This is a genomic window from Arthrobacter sp. Soc17.1.1.1, assembly GCF_036867195.1.
Taxonomy (GTDB): Bacteria; Actinomycetota; Actinomycetes; order Actinomycetales; family Micrococcaceae; genus Arthrobacter_D.
The window spans coordinates 1,046,727-1,068,643 of sequence record NZ_JBAJII010000001.1 but is presented as its reverse complement, the minus strand read 5'-3'; the positions used below and the strand labels follow the sequence as shown (position 1 = coordinate 1,068,643).

General features: G+C 69.7%; 13 protein-coding genes and 1 tRNA gene. 5 read left to right on the top strand and 9 right to left on the bottom strand.

The window, feature by feature from the left end:
* Window positions 1-34 precede the first annotated feature (34 nt).
* From V6S67_RS04935 to V6S67_RS04925, 3 genes are all read left to right on the top strand, one after another.
* Window positions 35-1,480, top strand: a complete 1,446-nt coding sequence (locus V6S67_RS04935; protein WP_334209185.1) for a sugar transferase — start codon at window positions 35-37, stop codon at window positions 1,478-1,480.
* A 51-nt stretch (window positions 1,481-1,531) separates the two neighbouring features.
* The gene (locus tag V6S67_RS04930; protein ID WP_334209184.1) at window positions 1,532-3,433 is read left to right on the top strand and encodes a DUF4012 domain-containing protein; all 1,902 of its coding nucleotides are present in this window, start codon (window positions 1,532-1,534) and stop codon (window positions 3,431-3,433) included.
* Window positions 3,434-3,699: 266 nt separating this feature from the next.
* Window positions 3,700-4,338: an LPXTG cell wall anchor domain-containing protein gene (locus V6S67_RS04925; protein WP_334209183.1), complete on the top strand. Its 639-nt coding sequence runs from the start codon at window positions 3,700-3,702 to the stop codon at window positions 4,336-4,338.
* Window positions 4,339-4,708: 370 nt separating this feature from the next.
* Here V6S67_RS04925 and V6S67_RS04920 read toward each other — a convergent pair whose 3' ends face one another.
* The 5 genes from V6S67_RS04920 to V6S67_RS04900 form a co-directional block, all read right to left on the bottom strand.
* The gene (locus V6S67_RS04920; protein ID WP_334209182.1) at window positions 4,709-7,426 is read right to left on the bottom strand and encodes a helix-turn-helix transcriptional regulator; all 2,718 of its coding nucleotides are present in this window, start codon (window positions 7,424-7,426) and stop codon (window positions 4,709-4,711) included.
* Window positions 7,423-10,086 carry a LuxR C-terminal-related transcriptional regulator gene (locus tag V6S67_RS04915; protein WP_334209181.1) on the bottom strand — a complete coding sequence of 888 codons (2,664 nt, stop codon included), beginning with the start codon at window positions 10,084-10,086 and terminating at the stop codon, window positions 7,423-7,425. Before V6S67_RS04915 ends, V6S67_RS04920 begins: the two co-directional genes overlap by 4 nt.
* Before the next feature lie 276 nt (window positions 10,087-10,362).
* Window positions 10,363-11,343: a ribose-phosphate diphosphokinase gene (locus V6S67_RS04910; protein WP_334209180.1), complete on the bottom strand. Its 981-nt coding sequence runs from the start codon at window positions 11,341-11,343 to the stop codon at window positions 10,363-10,365.
* Complete coding sequence (glmU, locus tag V6S67_RS04905; protein WP_334209179.1) at window positions 11,340-12,887, bottom strand: bifunctional UDP-N-acetylglucosamine diphosphorylase/glucosamine-1-phosphate N-acetyltransferase GlmU; 1,548 nt, start codon at window positions 12,885-12,887, stop codon at window positions 11,340-11,342. The genes V6S67_RS04910 and glmU overlap by 4 nt, the downstream gene beginning before the upstream one ends.
* Before the next feature lie 68 nt (window positions 12,888-12,955).
* Window positions 12,956-13,027 (bottom strand) — tRNA-Gln (locus tag V6S67_RS04900).
* A gap of 370 nt (window positions 13,028-13,397) precedes the next feature.
* Here V6S67_RS04900 and V6S67_RS04895 point away from each other — a divergent pair.
* Window positions 13,398-14,222 carry a DUF559 domain-containing protein gene (locus V6S67_RS04895; RefSeq protein ID WP_334209178.1) on the top strand — a complete coding sequence of 275 codons (825 nt, stop codon included), beginning with the start codon at window positions 13,398-13,400 and terminating at the stop codon, window positions 14,220-14,222.
* Window positions 14,223-14,464: 242 nt separating this feature from the next.
* Window positions 14,465-14,995 (top strand): hypothetical protein, encoded by a 531-nt coding sequence (locus V6S67_RS04890; RefSeq protein ID WP_334209177.1) that lies wholly within the window; start codon window positions 14,465-14,467, stop codon window positions 14,993-14,995.
* On the opposite strand, the gene V6S67_RS04885 is transcribed toward V6S67_RS04890, so the two are convergent.
* From V6S67_RS04885 to V6S67_RS04870, 4 genes are all read right to left on the bottom strand, one after another.
* On the bottom strand, window positions 14,970-16,481 hold the full coding sequence (locus V6S67_RS04885; protein WP_334209176.1) for a dynamin family protein: 1,512 nt from the start codon (window positions 16,479-16,481) through the stop codon (window positions 14,970-14,972). The two genes, V6S67_RS04890 and V6S67_RS04885, sit on opposite strands and share 26 nt — an antisense overlap.
* Window positions 16,478-18,334 (bottom strand): dynamin family protein, encoded by a 1,857-nt coding sequence (locus V6S67_RS04880; protein WP_334209175.1) that lies wholly within the window; start codon window positions 18,332-18,334, stop codon window positions 16,478-16,480. Before V6S67_RS04880 ends, V6S67_RS04885 begins: the two co-directional genes overlap by 4 nt.
* A 92-nt stretch (window positions 18,335-18,426) precedes the next feature.
* The gene (locus V6S67_RS04875; protein ID WP_334209174.1) at window positions 18,427-19,632 is read right to left on the bottom strand and encodes an IniB N-terminal domain-containing protein; all 1,206 of its coding nucleotides are present in this window, start codon (window positions 19,630-19,632) and stop codon (window positions 18,427-18,429) included.
* A 121-nt stretch (window positions 19,633-19,753) separates the two neighbouring features.
* Entirely contained in the window at window positions 19,754-21,916 is a 2,163-nt protein-coding gene (locus V6S67_RS04870) for a LuxR C-terminal-related transcriptional regulator (RefSeq protein ID WP_334209173.1), read from the bottom strand.
* Window position 21,917 lies beyond the last annotated feature (1 nt).

Genomic DNA, 21,917 nt, shown 5'->3' with positions numbered 1-21,917 from the left:
GTGCTCCGGGGTACAGGTACGGGTACGGGGAACTGTGTCGGAGATCAAACAGAATGCTGGGTGGACTCAGCGCTATGGCAGGCGTCTGGCCGTTGTGGATGCCGCTGTCGTGCTGTGGGCAACGGTCGGAGCGCTCGTGATCCGTTTTGGGGTTCCAGAAGCTGAGCGACTGAGCGCACGTGAACAGCCCTACGTGATCTTGTCCCTCGTGCTCGCAGCCGGCTGGTGGGTAATGTTGTCGCTCCGCGGCAGCAGGGAGCCTACCGTACTCGGACACGGCACGGAGGAGTACAAGCGGGTCGTCAGTGCCTCACTGATTCTTTTCGGGCTCGTAGCCATCGTCAGCTATGCGCTGCAGTTCGACACCGCGCGCGGGTATGTCGGCGTCGCTTTGCCAGCCGGCCTCATCATGCTCCTGCTGTCACGCGTCATCGTCCGTCGCTTCCTTCATATCGAACGCGAGCGGGGCAACAGTTCTCTGCGCGTTCTGGTTGTCGGTAGCTCCAGCGGGGCGCAGCACCTGGCGAACTCACTCCGAGCGCAACCGATGGCCGGCTATCTCCCAGTGGGGGCCTACCTTCCGGGAGTCGAACCAGGCGCGAGCACTGCTGAGCACCTGGATCTGCAAGTTGTTGGTAGGGCCGTCGAGGCCGATGACATCATGTCCGACATTAAATCGTTCGGGCCTGATGCCGTAGCGCTCTCGAGCAGTATGCAATTGGCCCCCGAAACGATCCGGGCGCTCGGCTGGGCGCTCGCAGACCTCAACATCCGCCTCATCATGGCGCCTGCGCTTACCGATGTCGCAGGACCACGTATACATACCCGGCCGGTTGCCGGCCTCCCCTTGATCCACGTTTCCACACCGAATCTGGAAAAAGGTCAGCGCTTCGTCAAGCGGACGACCGACATCATCGGCGCCGCCCTGATCATCCTCGCGGCCTCTCCGCTTCTTGCCGCTATCGCCCTGATCGTGAGGTTCGATTCTCCGGGGCCCGTCCTGTTTCGTCAGGAACGTGTAGGAACTGCAGGTGAGCGCTTCGAGATGTACAAGTTTCGCTCCATGGAGGTGGACGCGGAGGCGAAGCTTGAGCAGCTCAGGGAGAACCACGAGGGCAACGCGGTGCTGTTCAAGCTGAAGAACGACCCCCGTGTCACTCGCGTTGGTCGAGTCCTGCGCAAGTTCAGCCTCGACGAACTGCCACAGCTGTTCAATGTTCTCGGTGGCTCCATGTCCCTCGTGGGTCCGCGTCCTCCCTTGGCAGCCGAAGTGGAGCGTTATGACATTCGCGCACATCGACGACTCCTGGTGCGTCCTGGAATGACCGGACTGTGGCAGGTCAGTGGACGATCACTTCTTTCCTGGGACGAGACCGTTCGGCTCGACCTGTACTACGTAGAGAACTGGTCGTTCCTCGGTGACCTGGCCATCCTGTTGCGCACCTTCAAAGCCGTCATTGGCCGCCACGGCGCCTTCTGACCTGCCATTACATTCCCCTGGTCTCACGCCCACTGCACGAAGGACTTTTGCATGACTGACGGATACTCCATCAACGCTGGGTCCGCGAGCTCCGAGGCGTCGACGCAACCTCCAAGGATCGCGCGAGCGCAAGAGGGCGTTCGCCGCAAGGGCTCCCGTGCGCTCGTGGCGAGCGCCATCATTGTGCTGGTACTGCTTGTGGCTGCCGGTGGGTGGCTGGCGCACCGTGCGCAGCAAGTGCGCAGTCATCTCGAGAGCAGTATGTCCCTACTGCCCGATCTGCAGGAGGCTGTCGTTGCTCGTGACACCGGCCGAGCCAAAGCCGTGTCGGCTGAACTGACAGAGCACACCAATGCAGCTCGTGCAGCCGGTACCGACCCGGTGTGGAAAGCCGCTGGCATCCTCCCATTTGTCGGCCAGAATTTCAGCGCTGTCTCCGAAGTAACAGCTTCGGCTGACGACATCGTCAACCGGGCGATCGCGCCCATGGTGGATAAAATCGCCGCTCTGGATTGGGACGCGCTCACCCCCGTCGAGGGGCGCATCGATACCGCTCCCTTGGCTGAAATTGCCCCCACGCTTTCCGCCGCTGCTACCACGGTCGACCTGTCCTACGGTCGCCTCAATGGAATCGACCGATCGGCGCTTCTACCGCAAATCGCCGGGCCGATTCAGGACGCAGTTGAGCGGCTCGATGACGTGCGAGGGCCTCTAAACGACTCTTCCCGCGCCGGTCAGCTTCTGCCCGCCATGCTTGGTGCGGACAGCCCCCGCAACTATTTGGTGCTGGTGCAGAACAGCGCCGAAGTTCGTGCGACGGGCGGCATCTCCGGAGCATTGGCCGTCCTAACTGTCGAGGACGGTCGAATCTCCCTCACTGACCAGGGCAGTGCCGGGGAACTGGGTCGGTTCAACCCCCCACTCGACGTGGACCCCGAGCAGGAGAAGATCTATTCAAATCGGATGGCCACGTTCATGCAGAGCGTCAACCTCACCCCCGATTTCCCAACCGCCGCCTCCACCGCACAAAGGATGTGGCAGGACCGCCATCCGGACTCGCGTATTGACGGCGTCATTGCACTGGACCCGGTGGTATTGGCCAATATCCTGTGGGCCACCGGACCGGTGGAACTCGGCACTTTCGGTGATGCAACGATCGGTTCCCTGCTTTCCGAGACGCAACTACCCACCTCGCTTGATTCCACCAACGTGGTGCCCACCCTCCTCTCGGACGTCTACGCGCAGATCAAGGAACCGGCTTTGCAGGACGCGTACTTCGCAGCTGTCGCGGGGAAGGTGTTCGGTGCTCTGACCAACTCCCAGGGAGATGGCACGCAACTCATCGAAGCTCTGGTGACGAGCGCCGACCAGGGGCGGCTCTACCTGTGGTCCGCTTCGTCCGAGGAGCAGGAGCTTCTTGGCCAGACCGACCTCGCCGGAGCCGCGCTCGGGCCCGCGGTAGGCGGAGCTGCCTTCGGTGTGTATTTCAATGACGGCACTGGCGCGAAGATGGACTACTACGTGCGCCGCACCGTCCAGCTCGTGAAGAGCTGCGTTGGTGACGGGTACTCGCAGTACACCGTCCGAATCAGCCTGGCGAATACCGCGCCGGCGGACGCGGCGACGAGCCTGCCCGAGTATGTGACCGGCGCTGGAGTGTTCGGTATCGACCCAGGACGGGTGAGGACCAATACGGTGAGCTACGGCCCTGCCCAGTCGGTACTACAGCGGGCGCGGATCAACGGAACGGATACACCCATCGGCTCCTTCCTCCATGGGAACAGGCCAGTAGGCATCCTTACCACCGAGCTCGGCCCAGGCGAGACTACGACCCTCGAAATGGACTTCTCGAAGGTGGTCCAGGAGACAGAGCCAGTCCTCGATGTGACCCCCACGGTGCAGGACCCCGCTGACGTGATCCTGCCGGCAGAAGGCCTGCAGTCTTGCGACTGAGGGCCGGGGCTCAAGCTTCGCGAACCGCCCAGATGAACACTGCGTTACATCTCGAGCAGGACAGTCTTGAATCTTCCACTACCTGCTCTTTCTTGGTAGGTTTCAAGTAGTAGCTTTTCCAAGTCCAAGTAACATGAGCGCCGGTTCGAGTAATCGGCGCGATTGCTATAGGGTCTGGAAAGTCGGCTCAGGGCTCTTGGGGAACGAAAGCCCGGTCACTTCACAGTTTTTCACCCGTCTCACTTTCAGCCTTTTGGGGAGCCATCATGCGCAAGACCGCCTCCGTCCTGGCCATCGCCGGTACATTCGCACTTCTCGGAGCAGGTGCGGCACAGGCCGCTCCGAACACCAACTACCTCACCGCTCCTACCGGCACCGTCAGCGATCCCGCTGCCGCTCCGGGCGAGACCATCGTCTTCTCAGGCCCCGCTGGCTACTTCACCCCCGGTGAGCTGCTCAACATCTCCGTCGACCGCACCGCTGGAACCCCTGCAGCTGCCGGCTTCGGCGCCGGTGGAGCGGCTTCGGCTCGCGGCGGTCTGATCGTCCTCAACCAGATCGTCCTCACCGACACCACCACTGCTGACGCCAAGGGCGGATTCTCCTACTCGGTGAAGCTGACCGAGGAAGGCACCTACACGCTGTCCGCCGCTGCAGCTGACGGAACGCCTGCCGCTCCGATCACGGCTACCGTCGTCGTCGACACCGCGAACGCTGTCGGTGGCACCACCGGCGGTACGACGGGTGGGACCACTTCCGGCACCACCTCGGCCACCGGCAAGGGCGGCCTCGCCAACACCGGTATCGATTCCGCGATGGTCCTCTGGGGCGCCGCCGGCATCGGTGCACTCGGCCTGGGTGCCGGCAGCATCGTTGTTGCCCGCCGTCGCGCCGTCGAGGCGTAACAACCAGTAGCACCTCGCACCACCTGGAACGCAGAAGAAGGGCCGGAGCATTCGCTCCGGCCCTTCTTCTGCGTTCGTACCGCCCTGGTCAGGTTGCCCTGAATCCGGAGGAAGGGGCCAGCGACAGCTGGGGACGAAGTCTCGGTCTCAAGAAGACTCCTATGCCGCTGGCCCCAGTCCGGGACCCGCCTTCACTCGGGTGAGGGCATGAGCCCTGCTGCTGGACCACCCTTGCTCCAACACATGCAACATTACGTACCGCTTGCATACCTCTCACGAGTACGAGGGGCTTGTCTTTTTCCCGCGGGTACCCGGAGATACCTGTTCCACTACCTACTCACAGCTCGAAACTACGTGGTCATGCCGGCTTTCACCGCTGATCCTGGTCGTTCGTGAACTCGGCGGTCAGTTCCTCGCGGGTGGTGATGCCGAGTTTCCCGTAGATCCGGTAGAGATGCCCCTCCACCGTGCGAGTAGACAGCACGAGGATCCTCGCGATGGCTCGGTTCGTCGCACCCTCGGCCGCGAGCTTCGCGATCTCCCGCTCCCTCGACGTCAGCTCGTGGGAGGTACGCGTATCGCCCTCCTCATGCGGCAGCACGCCCTCGAGCAATGACTGGCGCCGGCGCATGGCCCGCAGGGCGAGCCGGCGTGCCCTCACATCGCCCTTGTCCGCATACAGGCGCATGGCCCGGGCCGAGGCATCCGCGGCGAGCGGGACCTTCTGGATGCTCTCCGCCTTATCGGCGGCCAGCAGCAGGGCGTCGGGATCCGCGGCGGTGAGCGCGTGGGCGTACTGCGAGAGGACCTGCGCCTCCGACCCTTCGAAGCTGTCCGCGAGCTCCGCGAGGCGCCAGGCCCGTGCTGTGTCCCCGAGGGCCAGTAGTAGTTCGAGGGTGTCCTTCTCGCAGGCCGGGAACGGCGCCGACCCTGCCGCCTCGGCCAGGTCCCGCAGCGCATCGAGATCGTGCCCGTCCTCGGAGCTGCCGGAGTTCGCGGCGGCGAGGTAGGCGCGGGCCACGAGCAGCATGGGGCGGCTACCGGTGCCCGGCACCTGGTTGAACTCCTGCTCGAAGGCGTCCGCGGCGTCCTTCTCCCCCAGCGAATGCGCACACCAGGCGGCGACACCGAGCGCGTAGGGCAGCAGCATCTCGCTGTCCGCCTGCCGCAGCGACACCAGGGCCGGCACGAGGATGCGCAGCGCCGCGCGGTACTTGCCGCGGCGGACCTCCAGGACGGCCTGCAGCACCGGGAGGGCACCGCTGACGTAGCTCAAATCCACCAGCGGCTGCCGGCGGTACTCGTCGATCGCCTCGGTGGCGGTCGAGAAGTCGCCCGACCCCATGAGGGCGGAGACGTACTGGGCCACGATGGGCGCCCGAAGATGCTCCAGCCGCCCCTGGGACCTGTCCACGTTCTCGAGGGCCGCCCGCAGTTCGGCGTGCGCCGCGTCGGAGAGGCCGAGGGCGCCGTCGATCATGCCGCGCAGCGTGAGCACCAGCACCGGCACGTGGGCCGGCGGGCCGGCCTGCTGCGAGGAGAGCGAGGTGTCCAGGGCCTCCAGGTGCGTGCGGGCCGTGTCGAACTGCCCTTCGAGGACCCAGCCGAGCAGGTGGAGCAGCGTCAGGTCCTCGGGCGCCGAGCCAGCTTCGTCGATGGAGCCTTCCGGCGGTGGTGCGCCGGCACTCCCCGCTCCGGCGGCCTCGAGCCGCGCCGCGCACGCTTCCGCGATGCGGTGGAGGGTGTCCGGATCGTCACCGCGCCGCACACAGGCCAGGGCCTTGAGCGTCGCGGCGTCGGCCAGCGTGCCCGGCCGCGCCGGACCGGCCAGCACCTGGTCGAGCATCGCGACGGCGACCGCATACTCGCCCAGGGTCACCCGGACGCGGGCCTCCTCGACGGCCGATGCGGCGTCTCCTCCCCCGGCCTTCGCGGCGCCGGCGAACCGGAGGGCCGATTCGGGCCGGGAGACGTGGGCCGCCGTCCGGGCAGCCTCGAGGAGGATCGTGGCCGGGACCGGCACGTTGGCGTCGAGGGCCCAGTTCAGGTACTCGATCCGCCCGTCCTGCAGGGCAGGCAGCGTGACATCGTCGTCGAACACCTGCCGGCGCAGCTCGGCGCTCCGGCCGGCCGGGACGAGCGCCCGCATCACGCGCGTCATCATGGGGTGCGCCACCCGGAGCAGTCCGGTGGGCGAGCCGGGGCTGCGCAGGAGCCCGCGCCGCAGCAGCTGCTGCGCCACGGCATCCTCCACGAGGCGCGCCAGGCGTGCCGCGGTCAGGCCGCCGCTGAGGGACACGGCCTCGTACGCCGTCCGCTCCTGCTCGCTGAGCCCCTGCAGCAGGGTCTTCGCGAGGTCCGTGAGCGGCGGGCCGGGCGGGTGGAAGCGTCCGGTGAGGCACCACACGCCGTCGCGGAGCACCAGCTCCCCCGTGGCCGAGGCGTGGTCAAGCAGGGCGCGCAGCATCAGCGGGTTCCCTGCGCTCTGGCGGGCGAAGTAGGCCTCGGCCCCCCGGGTCACGGGGCCGCCGAGAACGCTCTCGCAGAACTTGCCGGCGTCGGCGTCGGACAGCCCGGTGAGGTCCACGCGGCTGATGAACCCGTCCGTGTACAGGGAGAACAGCTCGCCCGAGCGCGGCGGGATGCCGTTGGAGAAGAGCACCACCTTGATGGTCCGCGAGACCACGAGCTGAGTGAGGATGTGGCTGCTGTCATCGTCGAGGTACTGGGCATCGTCGATGATGACCACGGCGTCCCGGCCCTGCGAGGCCTCCCTCAGGTAGGCGACGAGCGCCCGGAGGGCGGACAGGGACGAGCGCAGTGCCTGCGGCGCGGCGTCCGAGAGGTAGGCGCCGAGCGAGCCGTAGGGCACGTCGGCGAGGTTCGACGTCGCCCGGATCACGAAGCACCGCTTGTGCTGGCCGTCGATGATCGGCACGAGGCGGCGCGCGATGGCGCTCTTGCCCATGCCGGTCTCGCCGATGACGAGTGCCCCGTGGAGATCGGGGTGGGACAGTGTGTGGACGATCGCACCCAGGATGCGCTCGGTCCCGACGAGGGGGACCGAACCGTCTTCCCGGAGCGTCACTGCAGTGGGGTGGGCAGCAGCTCTGCGAGCTGGAGGCGGGAAGAGACGTGTAGCTTGGAGTAGATCTGGTACAGGTGGCCCTCGATGGTCCGCACGGACACGCACATCACATCGGCGATCTCCCGGTTGGCGTAGCCGCCCGCCGCGAGCTGGGCGATCTCGCTCTCCCTCGGGGTGAGCGACTCGAGCTGCGACATCGGGCCGCCGGAGGTCTCGTTCACGAGGACCTGCCGCGCCCGCTGCTGCACCTCGCGCACCGTGGACTTGTTGCCCAGGGCCTGCGCCGCGCTCAGCGCGGACCGGGCGGCGTCGCGGCCGAAGTTCTGGTCGCCGGCCGCGGCCGCGAGTTCCATGGCCTGCAGGAGCACCTCGGCATCGCGGTGACCCACACCCTTCGCGAACATCTCGCTGAGCCGGGCGAACGGCCCCTGGACGCGGGCGGCGACATCGGACAGCTCGGCCAGCGCCTCGGTGTTGCCGAGCCGCACGGCGGTGGTGAAGGCGGAGAGCTCGAAGAGCGACGCCCCGCGCTCCCTGTCCCGCTGGCCCAGTGCCTGCAGCTGCTGCGCGGCCTCCGTCTTCGATTCCCGCAGACCGAGGCTGGAGAGCTGCAGCTGGGAGGTGAGCCGCCGCACCATCCACGGCACGCCCGCGGAGGGCTCAGCGTGGACGAGGAACGGGATGGCGTCCTGGATGTTGCGGTTCATGGTGTGGCAGTAGGCGATCGACGCCGCGGCGATGGGCAGGAGGCGGTGCGGATCGCGTCCCCGCAACTGGTCGAACGCCGGCTTCAGCAGCCCCAGGGCGTCCTCGGGCTGGCCGTAGCGGGCCAGGACGAGTCCCAGGGCGAGCTGCACGGAGGACCCGCGGTGCGCGGCCTCCCCGTGGTCGACGTCCAGGCCGAGCCGCCGGGCACCGGAACCCCAGCTGCCCGACGCGCTGTACACGGCGATGAGGCGGAGGTAGGCGATCTCCCGCGTCCGGTGGCTCACGCCGCCGTGCTGCAGGCGGTCGGCGAGGTCGTCCGCGAGCTGGAGGGCCTCGAGCTGGCTCTCCATCATCGCCCACGCCTCGCACAGGAGGGCGTCGCTGCGGATCTTCTGCTCGGGGCTGAGCGGGTAGGCCGCCGCCCGGAGGGACTGCATGAGTTCGCGGGAGCGCGGGTACTCGCCGTCGAGGGAGGCGAGCTCGGCCCGGGTGATGATGATCTCGGCGCGCAGCGCGTCCGTGTCCCCGGCAGTATCCCCTGCAGTGTCCCCGGCAGGGTCTCCGGCTGCGTCTCCGGCTGCGTCGACGCGGGCCTCCGCATCGGCGACGGGGTCCCCCGCACCGCGCAGGCCCAGGAAGTTCCGCAGGACGGCGTCGGCGAGGAGCATCCGCACGGCGTCGGCCGGCGCGGCCTCCGCCAGGAGCGGGGCAGCGAGGGAGAGGGCGTTCGCTGCGTCCTCGAAGCGGCCGTCGTCGATGAGCGCCCGGACGCGCTCGCCCGCGAGGGCCACGTCCGACCGGTGGAGGTCCTGGATCTCGGTGAACTCGACGGCGTCGCAGTAGCGGCCGTCGTCGCTCGCCGACTGTGCGGCGGCCAGGCACAGGCCCGCGGGCACCGAATGGTGGCAGCGCAGCAGCCAGCGGGCGTGGCGCTCCGGGTCGAGTGCCGCGATCAGGGTGGTGTCCTCGGCCAGCCGCCCGTACAGTTCCTGGGCGCGGTGCGCGGCGATGGACTCGACGGCGCCGGCGCCCAGCACGGGATCGGCGAGCTCCACCTCCTCCTGCTTGCCGTGGCGGACCACCACGAGGCCTGCGGACTGGAGGGCGTCGACGTCGGTGCTGCCCGCGAGCCCGTGCATCGCGGAGACGGGCAGCCGGCCGGCGAGGGCCAGGAGGTGGGCGACGTCGCGCTGGCCGGAGGGCAGTTCCTCGAATACGCCGATCGCGGCCTCGGTGACCTCGGCAGGGACGGGGGTGCCTCCGGGCAGGAGCACCCAGGTGCCGTCCTGCCGGACGATCCGGCGTCCGCGCAGGGCCCGCGTGGAGGCCTGCAGGAAGCGGGCGTTGCCCCCGCTCATCCTCAGGAGCAGGTGCACGCACTCGACGCTGACCGGCCCCTCGAGTTCGGCTTCGAGGAAGGCCCGCGCCTCCGCGGCGGTGAAGGGCGAGAGGTCGAACCGCTTGAGGGAGCCCTCCCGCCACAGCGAGGCGAACATGGGATCCGCGGCGGTGAAGTCCTGCGTGGTCAGCAGCACGCTCGCGGTCCCGTTGAGGACGAGCTGCGTGATGAGCGAGGAGGAGGACGGGTCGAGGTACTCGATGTTGTCCACCGCGAGCACCACGCGGCGCCCCCGGGCCTGGAAGTTCAGCAGCTCGGACACGGCCCGCAGGACGGTGACCGGGTGGTCGACGACGTCCGTGTCGAGTTCCGAGAGCAGGAAGTTCACCGGCCGGAATGCCTGGTGGTAGGAGCCCTTGGAGCCGCGGATGCGGACGATCAGCAGGTCCGCGGCCCGTGCGGTGAGGGCCTGCTGCATGACGGCGGTCTTGCCGACGCCGGCCTCACCCACCAGGACCGCACCCACGGACCCGGTCGAGAGGAGTGCCTCCTCGACCGACGCCACGATGTCCGCCCGCCCCACGAAGAAGGGGGCCTCGGCCAGTCTGCTCATCTCGCCACCGCCTTGCGGCAGATGGAGAATAACGAGGGTTTGACACTTGCGCCAGCGGTTCGAGCATCCATGGGAACACTTCCTGGATTCAAAGAATGTGCGGTTCCCCCGAGCCTAGAAAGCCTTCCATACGTCTACACGAGTAGCACTTACTGGAGTTGCACGCCACCTACTCGCTTTGCACCCACGTAGTAACCATAAGACTACTTGCAAACCCCGCAATTAATACGTGGGATACGAGTGTTTGATTGCGTGCCAGTATGCGTGGAACTCCTGTCAGGCGTTGCCGTCGAACAGGCTGGTGACCGATCCGTCGTCGAACACCTCGCGGATGGCGCGGGCGATCAGCGGCGCGATGGAGAGCACCGTGAGCTGCGGGAACCGCTTCTCGGACGGGATGGGCAGCGTGTTGGTGACGACCACCTCGCGCGCACCCGACTCCGCCAGGCGGCGAGCGGCGGGGTCGGAGAACACCGCGTGGGTGGCGGCGATGATGACGTCCTTCGCGCCGGCGTTCTTCAGCACCTGCACGGCACCGGAGATGGTTCCGCCGGTGTCGATCATGTCGTCGATGAGCACGCAGGTGCGTCCCTCGATCTGCCCGACGACCTGCTTGGACACGGCCTGGTTCGGCACCGTGAGGTCCCGGCTCTTGTGCACGAAGGCGAGCGGTGCGCCGCCGAGGCGCTCGGCCCACTGCTCGGCCACGCGGACGCGGCCGGTGTCCGGCGACACCACGGTGACGTTGTCGGCGTCGACCCGTGACCGGATGTAGTCGGCCAGGAGCGGGATGGCCATGAGGTGGTCCACGGGTCCGTCGAAGAAGCCCTGGATCTGCGAGGTGTGGAGGTCCACGGACATGAGCCGGTTGGCGCCGGCGGTCTTGTAGAGGTCGGCGACGAGGCGCGCGGAGATGGGCTCGCGGCCGCGGCCCTTCTTGTCCTGGCGTGCGTAGGGGTAGAACGGCGAGACGACGGTGATGCGCTTGGCCGAGGCGCGCTTGAGCGAGTCGACCATGATCAGCTGCTCCATGAGCCAGTTGTTCAGCGGCGCCGGGTGCGCCTGGATGACGAAGACATCCGTTCCACGCACGCTCTCCCCCGAGCGGACGTAGATCTCACCGTTGGCGAAGTCGTAGGCAGACACCGGAAGGAGCTCCGTGCCGAGCCACGACGCGATCTCTTCGGCCAGTTCGGGGTGGGCGCGTCCCGAGGCGAGGACGAGCTTCTTCTCGCCGCGTGCCGTGATCTCACTCATGCGTTGGTGCTCTCTTCTGTGGTTGTGCTCGAGGTGGTGCCTGTGGGGGTCTGGGTGGTGCCTGTATCGGTGCCGGCGTCGGCTGCTGCGGTGGCGGCCGCCGTGCCCGGGCGCTTGCCCGCCACCCAGTCGGCGATGTTCCGCTGGGGTGCGACGCTCAGGGCGAGCGCGCCGGCGGGGACGTCCTTGCGGACCACGGCGCCTGCGCCGGTGTACGCGCCGTCGCCCACCGACACCGGGGCCACGAACACGGTGTTGGAGCTGGTGCGGACGTGCGAGCCGATGACCGTGCGGTGCTTGTTGACGCCGTCGTAGTTGGCGGTGATGTTGCCGCAGCCGATGTTCGTGTACTCGCCGATCTCGGCGTCGCCTGCGTAGCCGAGGTGGGAGAGCTTGGAGCCGCGGCCGATCGTCACGTTCTTCGTCTCGTAGAACGCGCCGATCTTGCCCTCCTCGCCGAGGACGGTGCCCGGGCGCAGGTAGGTGAACGGCCCCACGCTGGCGCCGGCGCCGATGCGCGCTCCGCTGCCGTGCGTGCGCACCACGTGCGCGCCCTCGCCGATCACGACGTCGGTGAGGCTCGTGTCCGGGCCGACGACGGCGTCGCGCGCCACGACGGTCCGGCCGTGGAGGGCGGTGCCGGGCAGCAGGGTGACGTCCTCGTCGAGGACCACGGTGGTGTCGATCCACGTGGAGGCCGGATCCACGACGCTCACGCCGGCGAGCATCCACCGCTCCACGATGCGGCGGTTGAGTTCGGCGCCGAGCGCGGCGAGCTGCACGCGGTCGTTCGCGCCCTCCACCTGCCAGCGGTCGGCGAGGACGACGGCGGCCACGCGCCCGCCGGCGGTACGGGCGATCGCGAGGACGTCCGTCAGGTACATCTCGCCCTGCGCGTTGGCGGTGTCCACGCGGGTCAGCGCGTCCCGGAGGACGGCGGCGTCGAATGCGTAGATGCCGGAGTTGACCTCGCGGATGGCGCGCTGCTCGGGCGAGGCGTCCTTGTGCTCCACGATCGCGACCACGGTGCCGTCGTCGTGCCGCTGGATGCGCCCGTAGCCGGTGGGGTCCTCGAGGAGCGCGGTGAGGACGGTGACGGCGTTGCCGTCGCCCTGGTGGACGGCGACGAGTTCGCGGAGGGTCTCGGGGGTGAGCAGGGGCACGTCGCCGTAGGTAACCACGACGGTGCCGGTGAGCTGTCCGGAGCGCGCGTCGAGGGCCTCGAGCGCCACCTGCACGGCGCGGCCGGTGCCGGGGACGTCGTCCTGGTCGACGAGCACCGCGGTGGTGTCCAGCTGCGTGACGTGCTCGGCCACGCGGTCGCGCTCGTGCCGGACGACGACGGCGAGCTCGCGGGGCTGCACGCCGCGGGCGGCCCCGAGGGCGTGCCCGATCATGGACAGGCCGCCGATGGGGTGCAGGATCTTCGGGGTCCGGGACTTCATGCGGGTGCCGGCGCCGGCGGCGAGGACGATCACCGCGGCCGGTGCTTCCTGAGTCTCGTCCGTGCGTGCAGCGATGATGGAACCGTCATGGTTGCTCATGAAGAAGCGCTCCTAATGCTGTAGCTGACCGGCGGCGTCCTGGCCCGACCGGCCGAGGACTCTCCCCGTTCCGCCCATAGGATTCGAACCTATACTCCACAGCTCCAAAGGCTGGGGTGCTGCCGTTACACCAGGGCGGACCGCGTCCACGCCCGACCGGTGCCGGAGCATGTGCGCACGGTGTACCAGTTTGCCATGTCCCGGCAGAGGGGGCGACCCGCCCCGGCCGCCCGCCGCCGCCCGGGTCGCCCACCGTCACTGCCCACCGCCGGCTAACCGCCCGCCGCCCGCCGCCCCCGCCGTCGTTCCGGTCGCCGCCGGCCGTCGTTCCTGCTTTCTGCGCCCGGCCGGCCCGCGACCCGGTGTGTCCCCCGCCCGACACGCACTCCGTGGCCGAGAACAGTGAACGACGGCTGTGCCGATCTCCCCGGCGCCGCCCGGGCCACTGCCGCTGTGCACATACCGCACGGGCCACCCCTCCCCCTCGTCAGGACGGCCTTCACTGCAGGGATGAGCCTGGAGACCGTGCTGTCGTTCGTCGGAGGCGTGGCGCCCACCCATGTGCTCCGCGCGCGGGGCATCAGTCAGTGGCAGATCGACCGCGGTGTCGACGAGGGCCGCGCCCTGCGCATCCGCCGGGGAGTCCTGGCGCTGCCGGATGCACCGGCCGACTTCGTCAAGGCGGTCGACGAGCATGCGCGGCTGACCTGCGTCTCCGCCGCGGCGCACTACGGGTTGTGGCGCGTCCACGATCCGGAGCAGATCCACCTCAGCCGGCCGGACGCCACCTCCTCCGACTGCGTGAACCACCGGAGGCGGTCGGTCGCGGTCCATGCGCACCTGCCTCTGGTCGGACTCATGGACGTGCTGGTCCACGTGCTCCAGTGCCGGCCGGAGGAGGAGTCGGTCGCCGTCGTCGAGTGCGCCCTCCGCCGCGGCGCCGCCACCCGGGCACCCCTCGACGCCCGCCTGCAGGGCCGACGCAACGGGAAGGCCCGCACCGCGCTCGCGAGGGTCGAGTGCACGGCCGATTCGGCGATCGAGGTGGTGGCCCGCCTGCTGCTGCGGGGAGCCGGCCTCGACGTCCGGCCGCAGGTGCGGATCCCGGGTGTCGGGCGCGTCGACTTCCTCGTCGAGGGCTTCCTGGTCGTCGAGATCGACGGTGCGGCCTACCACTCGGACCGGCAGTCCTTCCGCCGCGACAGGCTGCGCGACAACGCGGCCGTGATCGCCGGGTACACCGTGCTCCGGTTCACGTTCGAGGACGTGATGGGGCATCCGGAGCAGCTCCTCGCGGTGGTCCTCCAGGCCCTCGGGCGCAGACCGATCCGCTGAACGCCGTCCGTCGTTCCCACCTTTCGACGTGAACCGGCCTCCGCGGCGGCGTGTCGGGGTTTGACACACTGTCCAGGGCCATAAGGCAGGAACGACGGCGGCCAGACGGAGGAACGACGCCGGGCGGGAGGCCGGCGCGCGGAGGAAAGTGGACGGGCTAAGGCGGGAGGCCGGAGCCTGCCGGGAGGACGCGCCGGGCCTCACCCGTTGTGGCCCGCGCGAGGCCCGGTTACATTACGAGGATGCGTCCTCCCCGGCCAGAGATGTCCAACGCCGTCCCCCCGCCCATCACCGCGGCACCCCAGCCGCCGTCGCTGCTGCGGGTGGCGCGAGGACTGTGGTTCGCCTCGCTGGCCGCCGGCGTCGCGGCGCTCGTCATCGCGTTCCTCGACCGGGAGGGCTACCTGACCGACCTGCAGGACACCGCGGTCGGTCTCGACTCGGGGGTGGCACCCGAGGATGCCGAGATGGCCGCCACGATCGCCTTCTGGGGGAGCCTCGGCGCCCTCGCGGCGGTGCTGCTGGTCACGGGGCTCCTCGTGCGGCTGCTCCTGGCCGGGCGGGGGTGGGCGCGGTGGGCGCTGCTCCCCGTGCTCGTGCTCGACGCCGGCGCCGTGCTGCTGGTCCAGGCGTTCCTGGGCACGGACGCCGCGGGTTTCCAGCCCGTGCCGCACCTCGCGATCGCGCAGCTGGCGCTCGCCGTCGTCGCGCTCGCGGTCACGCTCCTGCCGCCGGTCTCGCGCTGGTTCAGGAGTGCCCACCCGCGGCGGTGACGGCCTCGCGCGTATGGCGGCCGACCTGAGACGCACGCGCCACGAGCTCCTCGCAGGAGCGCATCACCACCTGGCAGGCCTCCAGCGCTCCGCGGGCCACGAGCGGGTTCTCGGCGAGCGCACGCCACCGCTCGAGTTCCGCCAGCGACGCGGAGCGGATGTCCTCGCGGGAGACCTCGGGGGCCAGCGCGAGGCGTTCCGCCGGGGCGACGCCGGATCCCCCGATGAGCCGCTCGGCGTCGGCCGTCACGGCCGACGGCAGCGGCACCTGACCGGAACGCAGCGCCGAGAGCAGCTGCAGTTCGCGGATCTCGTGGGCGTTGGCCTTGATCTTCTCGATGCCGGTTCTCAGCGCGGCGCTCCCCGCCCGCGGATGGGTGCGCACCAGTGCCTCGAGTCCCGCGAGCGCCGTCCGGGCGCGCAGGGTCGAGGACCGCGCGTCGAACTGGCGGGTGACGAGGGCGAGCAGCAGGTCGAGGCCGCTGCGCCGGGCGAGCTCGTGCGCCAGTGCCGTGGCGCTGTCGGCCCCGCCGCGCACCAGGGCCGATGCCAGCCGGACGCCGAAGAGCCCGAAGCGGTCGAGCAGCGCCCGGGCGTCGCCCTCGGGGATGCCGAACTCCACGCACCCGGTGACGAAGCGGTCGGCGGAGAGCAGCATGCGTTCGCGCTGCGTCCGCTCCAGGGCGCCCAGCGCCACGAAGGCGTCGTACTCCGTCTGCCGCAGGGTGCGTGAGCTCTGCGCGAGCAGGCCCGCCATGGGCAGGACGTCCAGCACCAGGGCCCGGAGGGACGGATCGGTGCGGTAGCGGTCGGCCACGCGGGAGGCGGAGATGAGCGAGTCGATGCGCCCCGCACCCACCTCGTCGGCCCGGGAGAGCACCGCCAACGCGTTGACCGTCCCGGTCCTCGCGGCGCTCGTGTCGCGGAAGGCCTCGAGGAACGTGACGTCCGAGGCGTGCAGGTGGCGCATCAGGTAGATGACGGCGTCCGCCTCGGACGGGGCGTCCTGCGGCGTGAGGAACCGCGTGCTCAGCTCCGAGACCCCCTCCGAGAGCGAGGCGATGCCCGGGGTGTCGATCAGGGTCATGCGGCGCAGGTTCTCCGCGGGCCATTCGACGACGATCCGCTCCACCTCGGACGCCTGGCGTCCGCCGAGATCGAACACGAGCCGCCCGTCCACCCGCGTGAGCGGGAGCAGGGACGGCTCCCCCTCCACGGGGTACGCCGTGATGCGCGGTGTCGGGGCGTAGCGGTACCACGTGATGATGCGGGTGCACTCCCCGGTGCCCGTGGGCGCGATCTCCTCACCGATCACCGCGTTGAGGAGCGTGGACTTGCCGGCCTTGACCATGCCGGCGACGGCCACGCGCAGCGGCTCCCGGAGGCGCCGCACGTAGCCCTCGAGTTCGGTCCGCATGGTCGGCTCGTGCTCGTAGATCCCGAGGGCCTCCTGGAGGAGGCTCTCGACGGCGCCGCTGTCCGTCATGATCCCGCTGCCATCGCTTCGACGGGCTGCTGCGCGGGCACCGGTTCCCGGGGGACGAGGCGTTTCGCCCGGGCGGAGAGCTGGTCGATGCGGGTGAGCTGTGCCTTCAGTTCCGTCACGCGTCCGTCGCGTTCCTGCCGGTACGTCGCGGCGATCCGCTGGGCGGCGGTCACCGAGTCGGCCAGCGACCGGTGGTGCTCCTCGGCGATGTTGCCGAAGTGGTCGCGGATCTCGCGCTGGACCTGGCGGAGCCGGTCCTTGAGCTGCTTGCCCACCTGGAAGACGACGTCGTCCATCTGCCGCCGCACGAGGTTCTTCGCGTCGGCCTGCCGGCGCTTGAGCCGGGCATCCTTGTCCTCGCGGTACGCCTTCCGCCCCAGCAGGAGACCGGCACCCACCGAAAGGGGGTTGATGAGGGACATGCCGATGATGCCGGTCAGCAGACCGAACATGAGCACGCCGCCGTAGGACCCGCGCATGCCGATCAGCACCTTGCCCGCGGCGCTGACCCGTCCCGGGTCCAGATACGGGATCTCCTCGACGGGCGCCAGGACGCCGTCGGTGCCGGCGACCTCCAGCAGGGGCAGGGGCACCTCGTCGAGCGCGAACAGTTCGGCCACCTGCTCGGCGAGCCACTGCGAGCGCTCGTTGGTCCACACGAAGGTGTCGGACACCGCCGACGCGACGCGCTGCTCGATCCACTCCGCGAACTGGTCCCACACGGGCCCGGGATCGCCGGCGTCGATGGCGACCTCCGCCTCGCGCTGGATCGACCGCAAGCGGTCGCGGAGATCATGCTCCATGTCGGCGATGAGATCCGACGCGCCGTCGTTGAGCGTCGTCTGCCAGCGCGAGGACCGCTTGCGCTGCTGGTCGGCCTTCTCCTTGGCCTCCTCCAGCTCGGCCAGGAGGACCGGGACGCCCTCGGGGTTCTGCAGCGCGGAGAGCTCGGTGGTGACGGACAGGCGCAGGTGGTCGGTGACGGAGAGCAGGTCGTGGGCGACGGACCGCCGGCGCAGCGCCTGGGCCTTCCCGACGACGTCGCGCCGGAGGTACGCGACGAGGTCCGGGAAGCCCGATTCCTGGTTGAGCTCGGCGTCGTTGGCCTTCGCCGCGGCGAGGCGGAGGTCCGAGGACACGGGGATCAGCGGGATGGTTCCGATGCCCGCCGACGCGAGGTGCGCGCGATCGAGGTCGGCCACGAGCCGCCACTGCGGGTACAGGTCCGTCTTGGACAGCACGCACCCGACGTTCGGCACGATCCGCTGCGCCTGCTTCAGGAACCGCAGTTCCGGTTCGGTGTACTCCTGGGAGGCGTCGGACACGAGGATCATGGCGTCCGCCGTGGGCAGCGCCGTCAGGGTGGTCAGCGCGTGCGCCGACTCGAGCCCGCCCACGCCCGGCGAGTCGATCACCGACAGGCCGTCGGCCAGCACCCGGCGGGGCAGCAGCACCTCCGCCGACGCGAGGCCCTGCTGGTTGGAGGGGTTCCCCCGCTCCGAGACGAACGAGGCGATGTCCTTCAGCGCCACGGGGCGCCGCTCGAACGCCGAGCCGTCCTGGTCGGCGCCGCCGGTGCGCGGCACCAGCACGGCCGCGGAGGCGGGCTCCCCGAACCGCACCACGGTGGGCACGGAGGTGGCGATGTCGTCGTCCACCGGGCATACCGGCGCGTTGACGAGCGCGTTGATCAGCTTGCTCTTGCCCTGCTTGAACTCGCCCACCACGATCACCCGCACATCCGGGTTGGCGAGCCGGCCCAGCGTCTGCTCCAGCCGCTGCCGGAGATCCGCGCGGTCGCCCTCCGCGACCAGGCCGAGACCGCTTTTCACCAGGGGGACGAGATCGTCCATGGAACACTCCTCCGTGTGCTGCGAATGAGACCGTGACTCAGGCCCAACGGGAGCGGACTCCCGTTGGGCCTGAGGGTAACGCTGAACTGCGGTTAGAGCGAGGAGTCCTCGACGGTGAGCTCCGTGGCGACCTCGACCTCGTTGTCCACGAAGAACGCGGACTCGTCGATGGAGGTGAAGTCGTCGAAGGAGACGTCGGTGTTGACCGAGCTGTCCGAGGTGAACGAGTCCTCGATGACGACGTCGGTGTTCACCGAGCTGTCCGAGGTGAACGAGTCCTCGATGACGACGTCGGTGTTGATGGAGCTGTCGGAGTTGTCCGTCGTCGTGGTGGTGTTCGTCGTGGTCTCCTCCACCGTGAAGGAGTCGGAGATGTCGACGTCGGTGTTGATGGAGTTGTCCGAGTTGTCCGTCACCGTGGTGGAGCTGTCCGAGGTGAAGGAGTCCGAGATCTCGACGTCGGTGTTGACCGAGTTGTCCGAGTTGTCGGAGTTGTCGGAGTTGTCCGTGTTCAGGGAGTCCTCGATGACGACGTCGATGTCCGTGTCGGTGTCCACCGAGTTGTCGGAGTTGTCGTTGTACGAGTCCTCGATGGAGGTCTCCGAGTTGTCGTTGTACGAGTCCTCGACGGTGCCGATGTCCACGCTCGCCGAGCCGCCGGCCTCGACGTTGGTCGAGTTGTCCTCCGAGTTGTCCACGGAGTTGTCGATCGAGTTGTCGACGTCGTCCACGTCGTCGCCCGCTGCCACCGCACGGTCACCGGAGGCGACGACGGCGTCGTTGTCGAACCACTGGCTGACGTCGCCGTCGGCCCAGATGTTCTGGTTCACGGACTGGTCCGTGATGGTGTCGCGGTCGTCGACGGTGGAGGTGTAGGAGTAGTTGTTCACGATGTGCATGAGCTGCTGCACGGCGTTGCCGTGGTCGCTGTCATCGCCGTCCTCGCCGTCGCGGCCCGGAGCGCCCGGAGCACCAGGAGCACCAGGAGCACCAGGAGCACCGGGAGCGCCCGGAACACCCTGGATGACGGGAGCGGTGATGGCTCCGCCGCCGGCGGTGGCGGAGTTCCCGCCGGTGTCGTAGGAGCGGTCGAACGAGCTCTCGTTCCGGCCGCCGAAGCTGACCGGTGCGTAGTCGAGGATCACGGGCATGACGGCGTCGACGTCGTCCCCGCAGACGTTGGAGAGGCCGGCTTCGGCCAGCACTGCTTCGGGATCGCTGATGAAGTCGGAGGCGGCCTGCTGGTCGTTGAAGAGACCCATGAGGAAGTCGAGGAGGTCTGAAGCGAGAGTAGCCATGAGGTGTTCCTTCGTGAGTGACTGGGCGGGTTTCGCCGGCGACACTGCCGGCTTGTTTCAAACGTAGGAGTGGGGGCCGTACCGGGGCATCGGTAGTTGTACCCCTAGCCCCCGGCAACCATTAGGGGATTAGCCTGCGGCCGTTAGGGGATTCCCCCGCCGGGCCCGGGGCGGTGCTGCCGCCGGCGGGTTCGAGGGAGAGGCGGAGGCGTGCCAGCAGGTCGGAGCGCGACGACGCCCCGAAGCGGCGCCGGATCCTGGCAATGTGGTGCTCCACCGTGCGGGGCGAGATGAAGATCTCCTCGCTGATCTCCCGGTAGGTCCGGCCGAGCAGGACCAGCTGCGCGATCTCGCGCTCGCGTCCGCTGAGCGCGGGCCCTCCTGTCCGGTGGGGACCGCTGCCCGGGACGGCGCGGGGCGGGGAGACGACCGTGCGCGCACTGCCGACCGCCGGGCGGGCAGGCACGTCACGGTGGGGCCGTGCGTCGGCCGGCAGGTCCGGTCCCCCCTGGCGCGGCTCCGGCCGGGGCTCCGGTCGGACGTCGGGCCTGGCGGTGCGGTCGCGGGCGGGGCGGAGGTCGCGGGCGCAGGAGAGCAGGCGCGTCATGTCCCTGCGCTCCGCGGCCCGGGCCGATGCATGTCCGGCGAGCCGCGCGCCCTCCCAGGAGAACCCGGCTGCTGCCAGGCCCCGCGCCGCCGCCTCGACGGCGTCGGTGTCGAAGTGTTCGGCGAGGACCGAGACCCAGGCCTTACCCGCCGTCGCGAAGGTGGCCGCCAGCGGGTAGGTCCCGGTGCGGCTCGCCAGTGCCGCCGCGTGCGGGGCGAGATCGTCCGGGCGTTCGAGGAGCAGGGCGGCCTGCACGGCCGACCAGTGGAGCGGCACCGACCAGAGCGGCGGGCCGCCCAGGTTCGTCAGCAGCTTCCACGCGTCGTCGAGGTGCGGCGTGAGGGCCTCGGCGTCCCGCAGCCGGGCCGCGGCGATGACCAGTTCGGTCAGGGGCAGGACGGTGAGCAGGTCCACGGAGACGTGCAGCAGGGCCTCGCGGGCCTTCTGCCAGGTCCGGACGAGGGCGGAGGCCTCCCCCGCCCTCCGGGCGAGACCCACCTCGAGGGATGCGAGCAGCAGCTCGTCGCGCGGGCCGAGCCGTACCCCGGTGCGCGCTGCCTCGGTGATGAAGCTGCGCGCCGCGGCGGACTGGTCGAGGAGCATCGCGGCCCAGCCGCCGAGCAGGCACAGGCGCGGGCGCATCCCCTGCCCGCCCTGCCCGCTCGCGAGTGCGGCCTGGAGGAGGGACAGCGCTGTCTGTGGACTGCCGGCGAGGAGCGCGACGTTCGCCGCGAACCCGGCCGGCAGTTCCGGCGACGGCGAGACCCTTCCCGCGGCGTCGAGGGTGTCGGAGGCGCGGATGAGCGTGGGGAGCGTACCGGCGGGGTTGGCGTCCAGGGACAGCAGGGCCCCCTCCATGAGCAGCGTGTCCGCGGCCTCCTGCAGCGACGGACTGGGGGCATGACCGCCCAGCTCGAGGAGGCGCCGGGCGCCGGCGGCGTCACCGGCGGCGAGCAGTGCGAGGGCTCCCAGGGGTTCGATCTCCGGGGGCCGGAGCGTCGCGGCCCACCGCTGCACGTCCGCGGCGCGCGACATCATGCCGCGATGCGCCCAGAGTGCACAGGACACGCGGAGCGCCCGGGGCAGGTCGGGCAGCGACTTCCGGGCCTCCGGCGAATGGTGCGCGAAGTAGCCCTCGAGGATGCGCGAGGCGGTGTCGAGATCACCGACGGACAGGGCCGCCTCCGCCCTCTGCGGAGCCGTCCGCGAGGCGTCGGCGCCGGCGGCGACGGCCAGCTCGAGCAGTTCCAGGGCGCTGCCCGGATCGGCGCTGAGGAGCGCCGCACCCTCGCTCTCCAGGACGCCGGCCAGCCGCTCGTCGGCGAAGCCGTCGGTCGCGAGCTGACGGGCGAGACGGCCGAGAGGCAGGGACTCCTCGCAGTACAGGTCCACGAGGGCGCGCTGCAGCCGCCGCACCTGGTACACCTCGGCGTCCTTCAGCAGGGCCGCGCGCAGCTCCTCCGAGGGGCGGCCGTCGGCCTGCACGAGGCCTGCCGTCCTGGCGCGTGCCATGAGCTGCTCGGCGGGGACGCCGTCGTTGTGCAGCAGTGGAGGGAGCAGGCCCGGGATCGAGAATCCGATGCACAGGGCGAGGACCACCTCGTGGGTGGCTGCGTCGAGCTCCGGCACGTGGTTCGCGGCGGCCGGGCGCACACCGGCATCGAGGAAGCCCACCACG

What these genes read in the sequence shown, in the direction of transcription:
- V6S67_RS04930 (WP_334209184.1), top strand. Translation starts at nt 1,532, where the DNA reads ATGACTGACGGATACTCCATCAACGCTGGGTCCGCGAGCTCCGAGGCG.
- V6S67_RS04925 (WP_334209183.1), top strand. Translation starts at nt 3,700, where the DNA reads ATGCGCAAGACCGCCTCCGTCCTGGCCATCGCCGGTACATTCGCACTT.
- V6S67_RS04915 (WP_334209181.1), bottom strand. Translation starts at nt 10,086, where the DNA reads ATGAGCAGACTGGCCGAGGCCCCCTTCTTCGTGGGGCGGGCGGACATC.
- V6S67_RS04910 (WP_334209180.1), bottom strand. Translation starts at nt 11,343, where the DNA reads ATGAGTGAGATCACGGCACGCGGCGAGAAGAAGCTCGTCCTCGCCTCG.
- glmU (WP_334209179.1), bottom strand. Translation starts at nt 12,887, where the DNA reads ATGAGCAACCATGACGGTTCCATCATCGCTGCACGCACGGACGAGACT.
- V6S67_RS04895 (WP_334209178.1), top strand. Translation starts at nt 13,398, where the DNA reads ATGAGCCTGGAGACCGTGCTGTCGTTCGTCGGAGGCGTGGCGCCCACC.
- V6S67_RS04890 (WP_334209177.1), top strand. Translation starts at nt 14,465, where the DNA reads ATGCGTCCTCCCCGGCCAGAGATGTCCAACGCCGTCCCCCCGCCCATC.
- V6S67_RS04885 (WP_334209176.1), bottom strand. Translation starts at nt 16,481, where the DNA reads ATGACGGACAGCGGCGCCGTCGAGAGCCTCCTCCAGGAGGCCCTCGGG.
- V6S67_RS04880 (WP_334209175.1), bottom strand. Translation starts at nt 18,334, where the DNA reads ATGGACGATCTCGTCCCCCTGGTGAAAAGCGGTCTCGGCCTGGTCGCG.
- V6S67_RS04875 (WP_334209174.1), bottom strand. Translation starts at nt 19,632, where the DNA reads ATGGCTACTCTCGCTTCAGACCTCCTCGACTTCCTCATGGGTCTCTTC.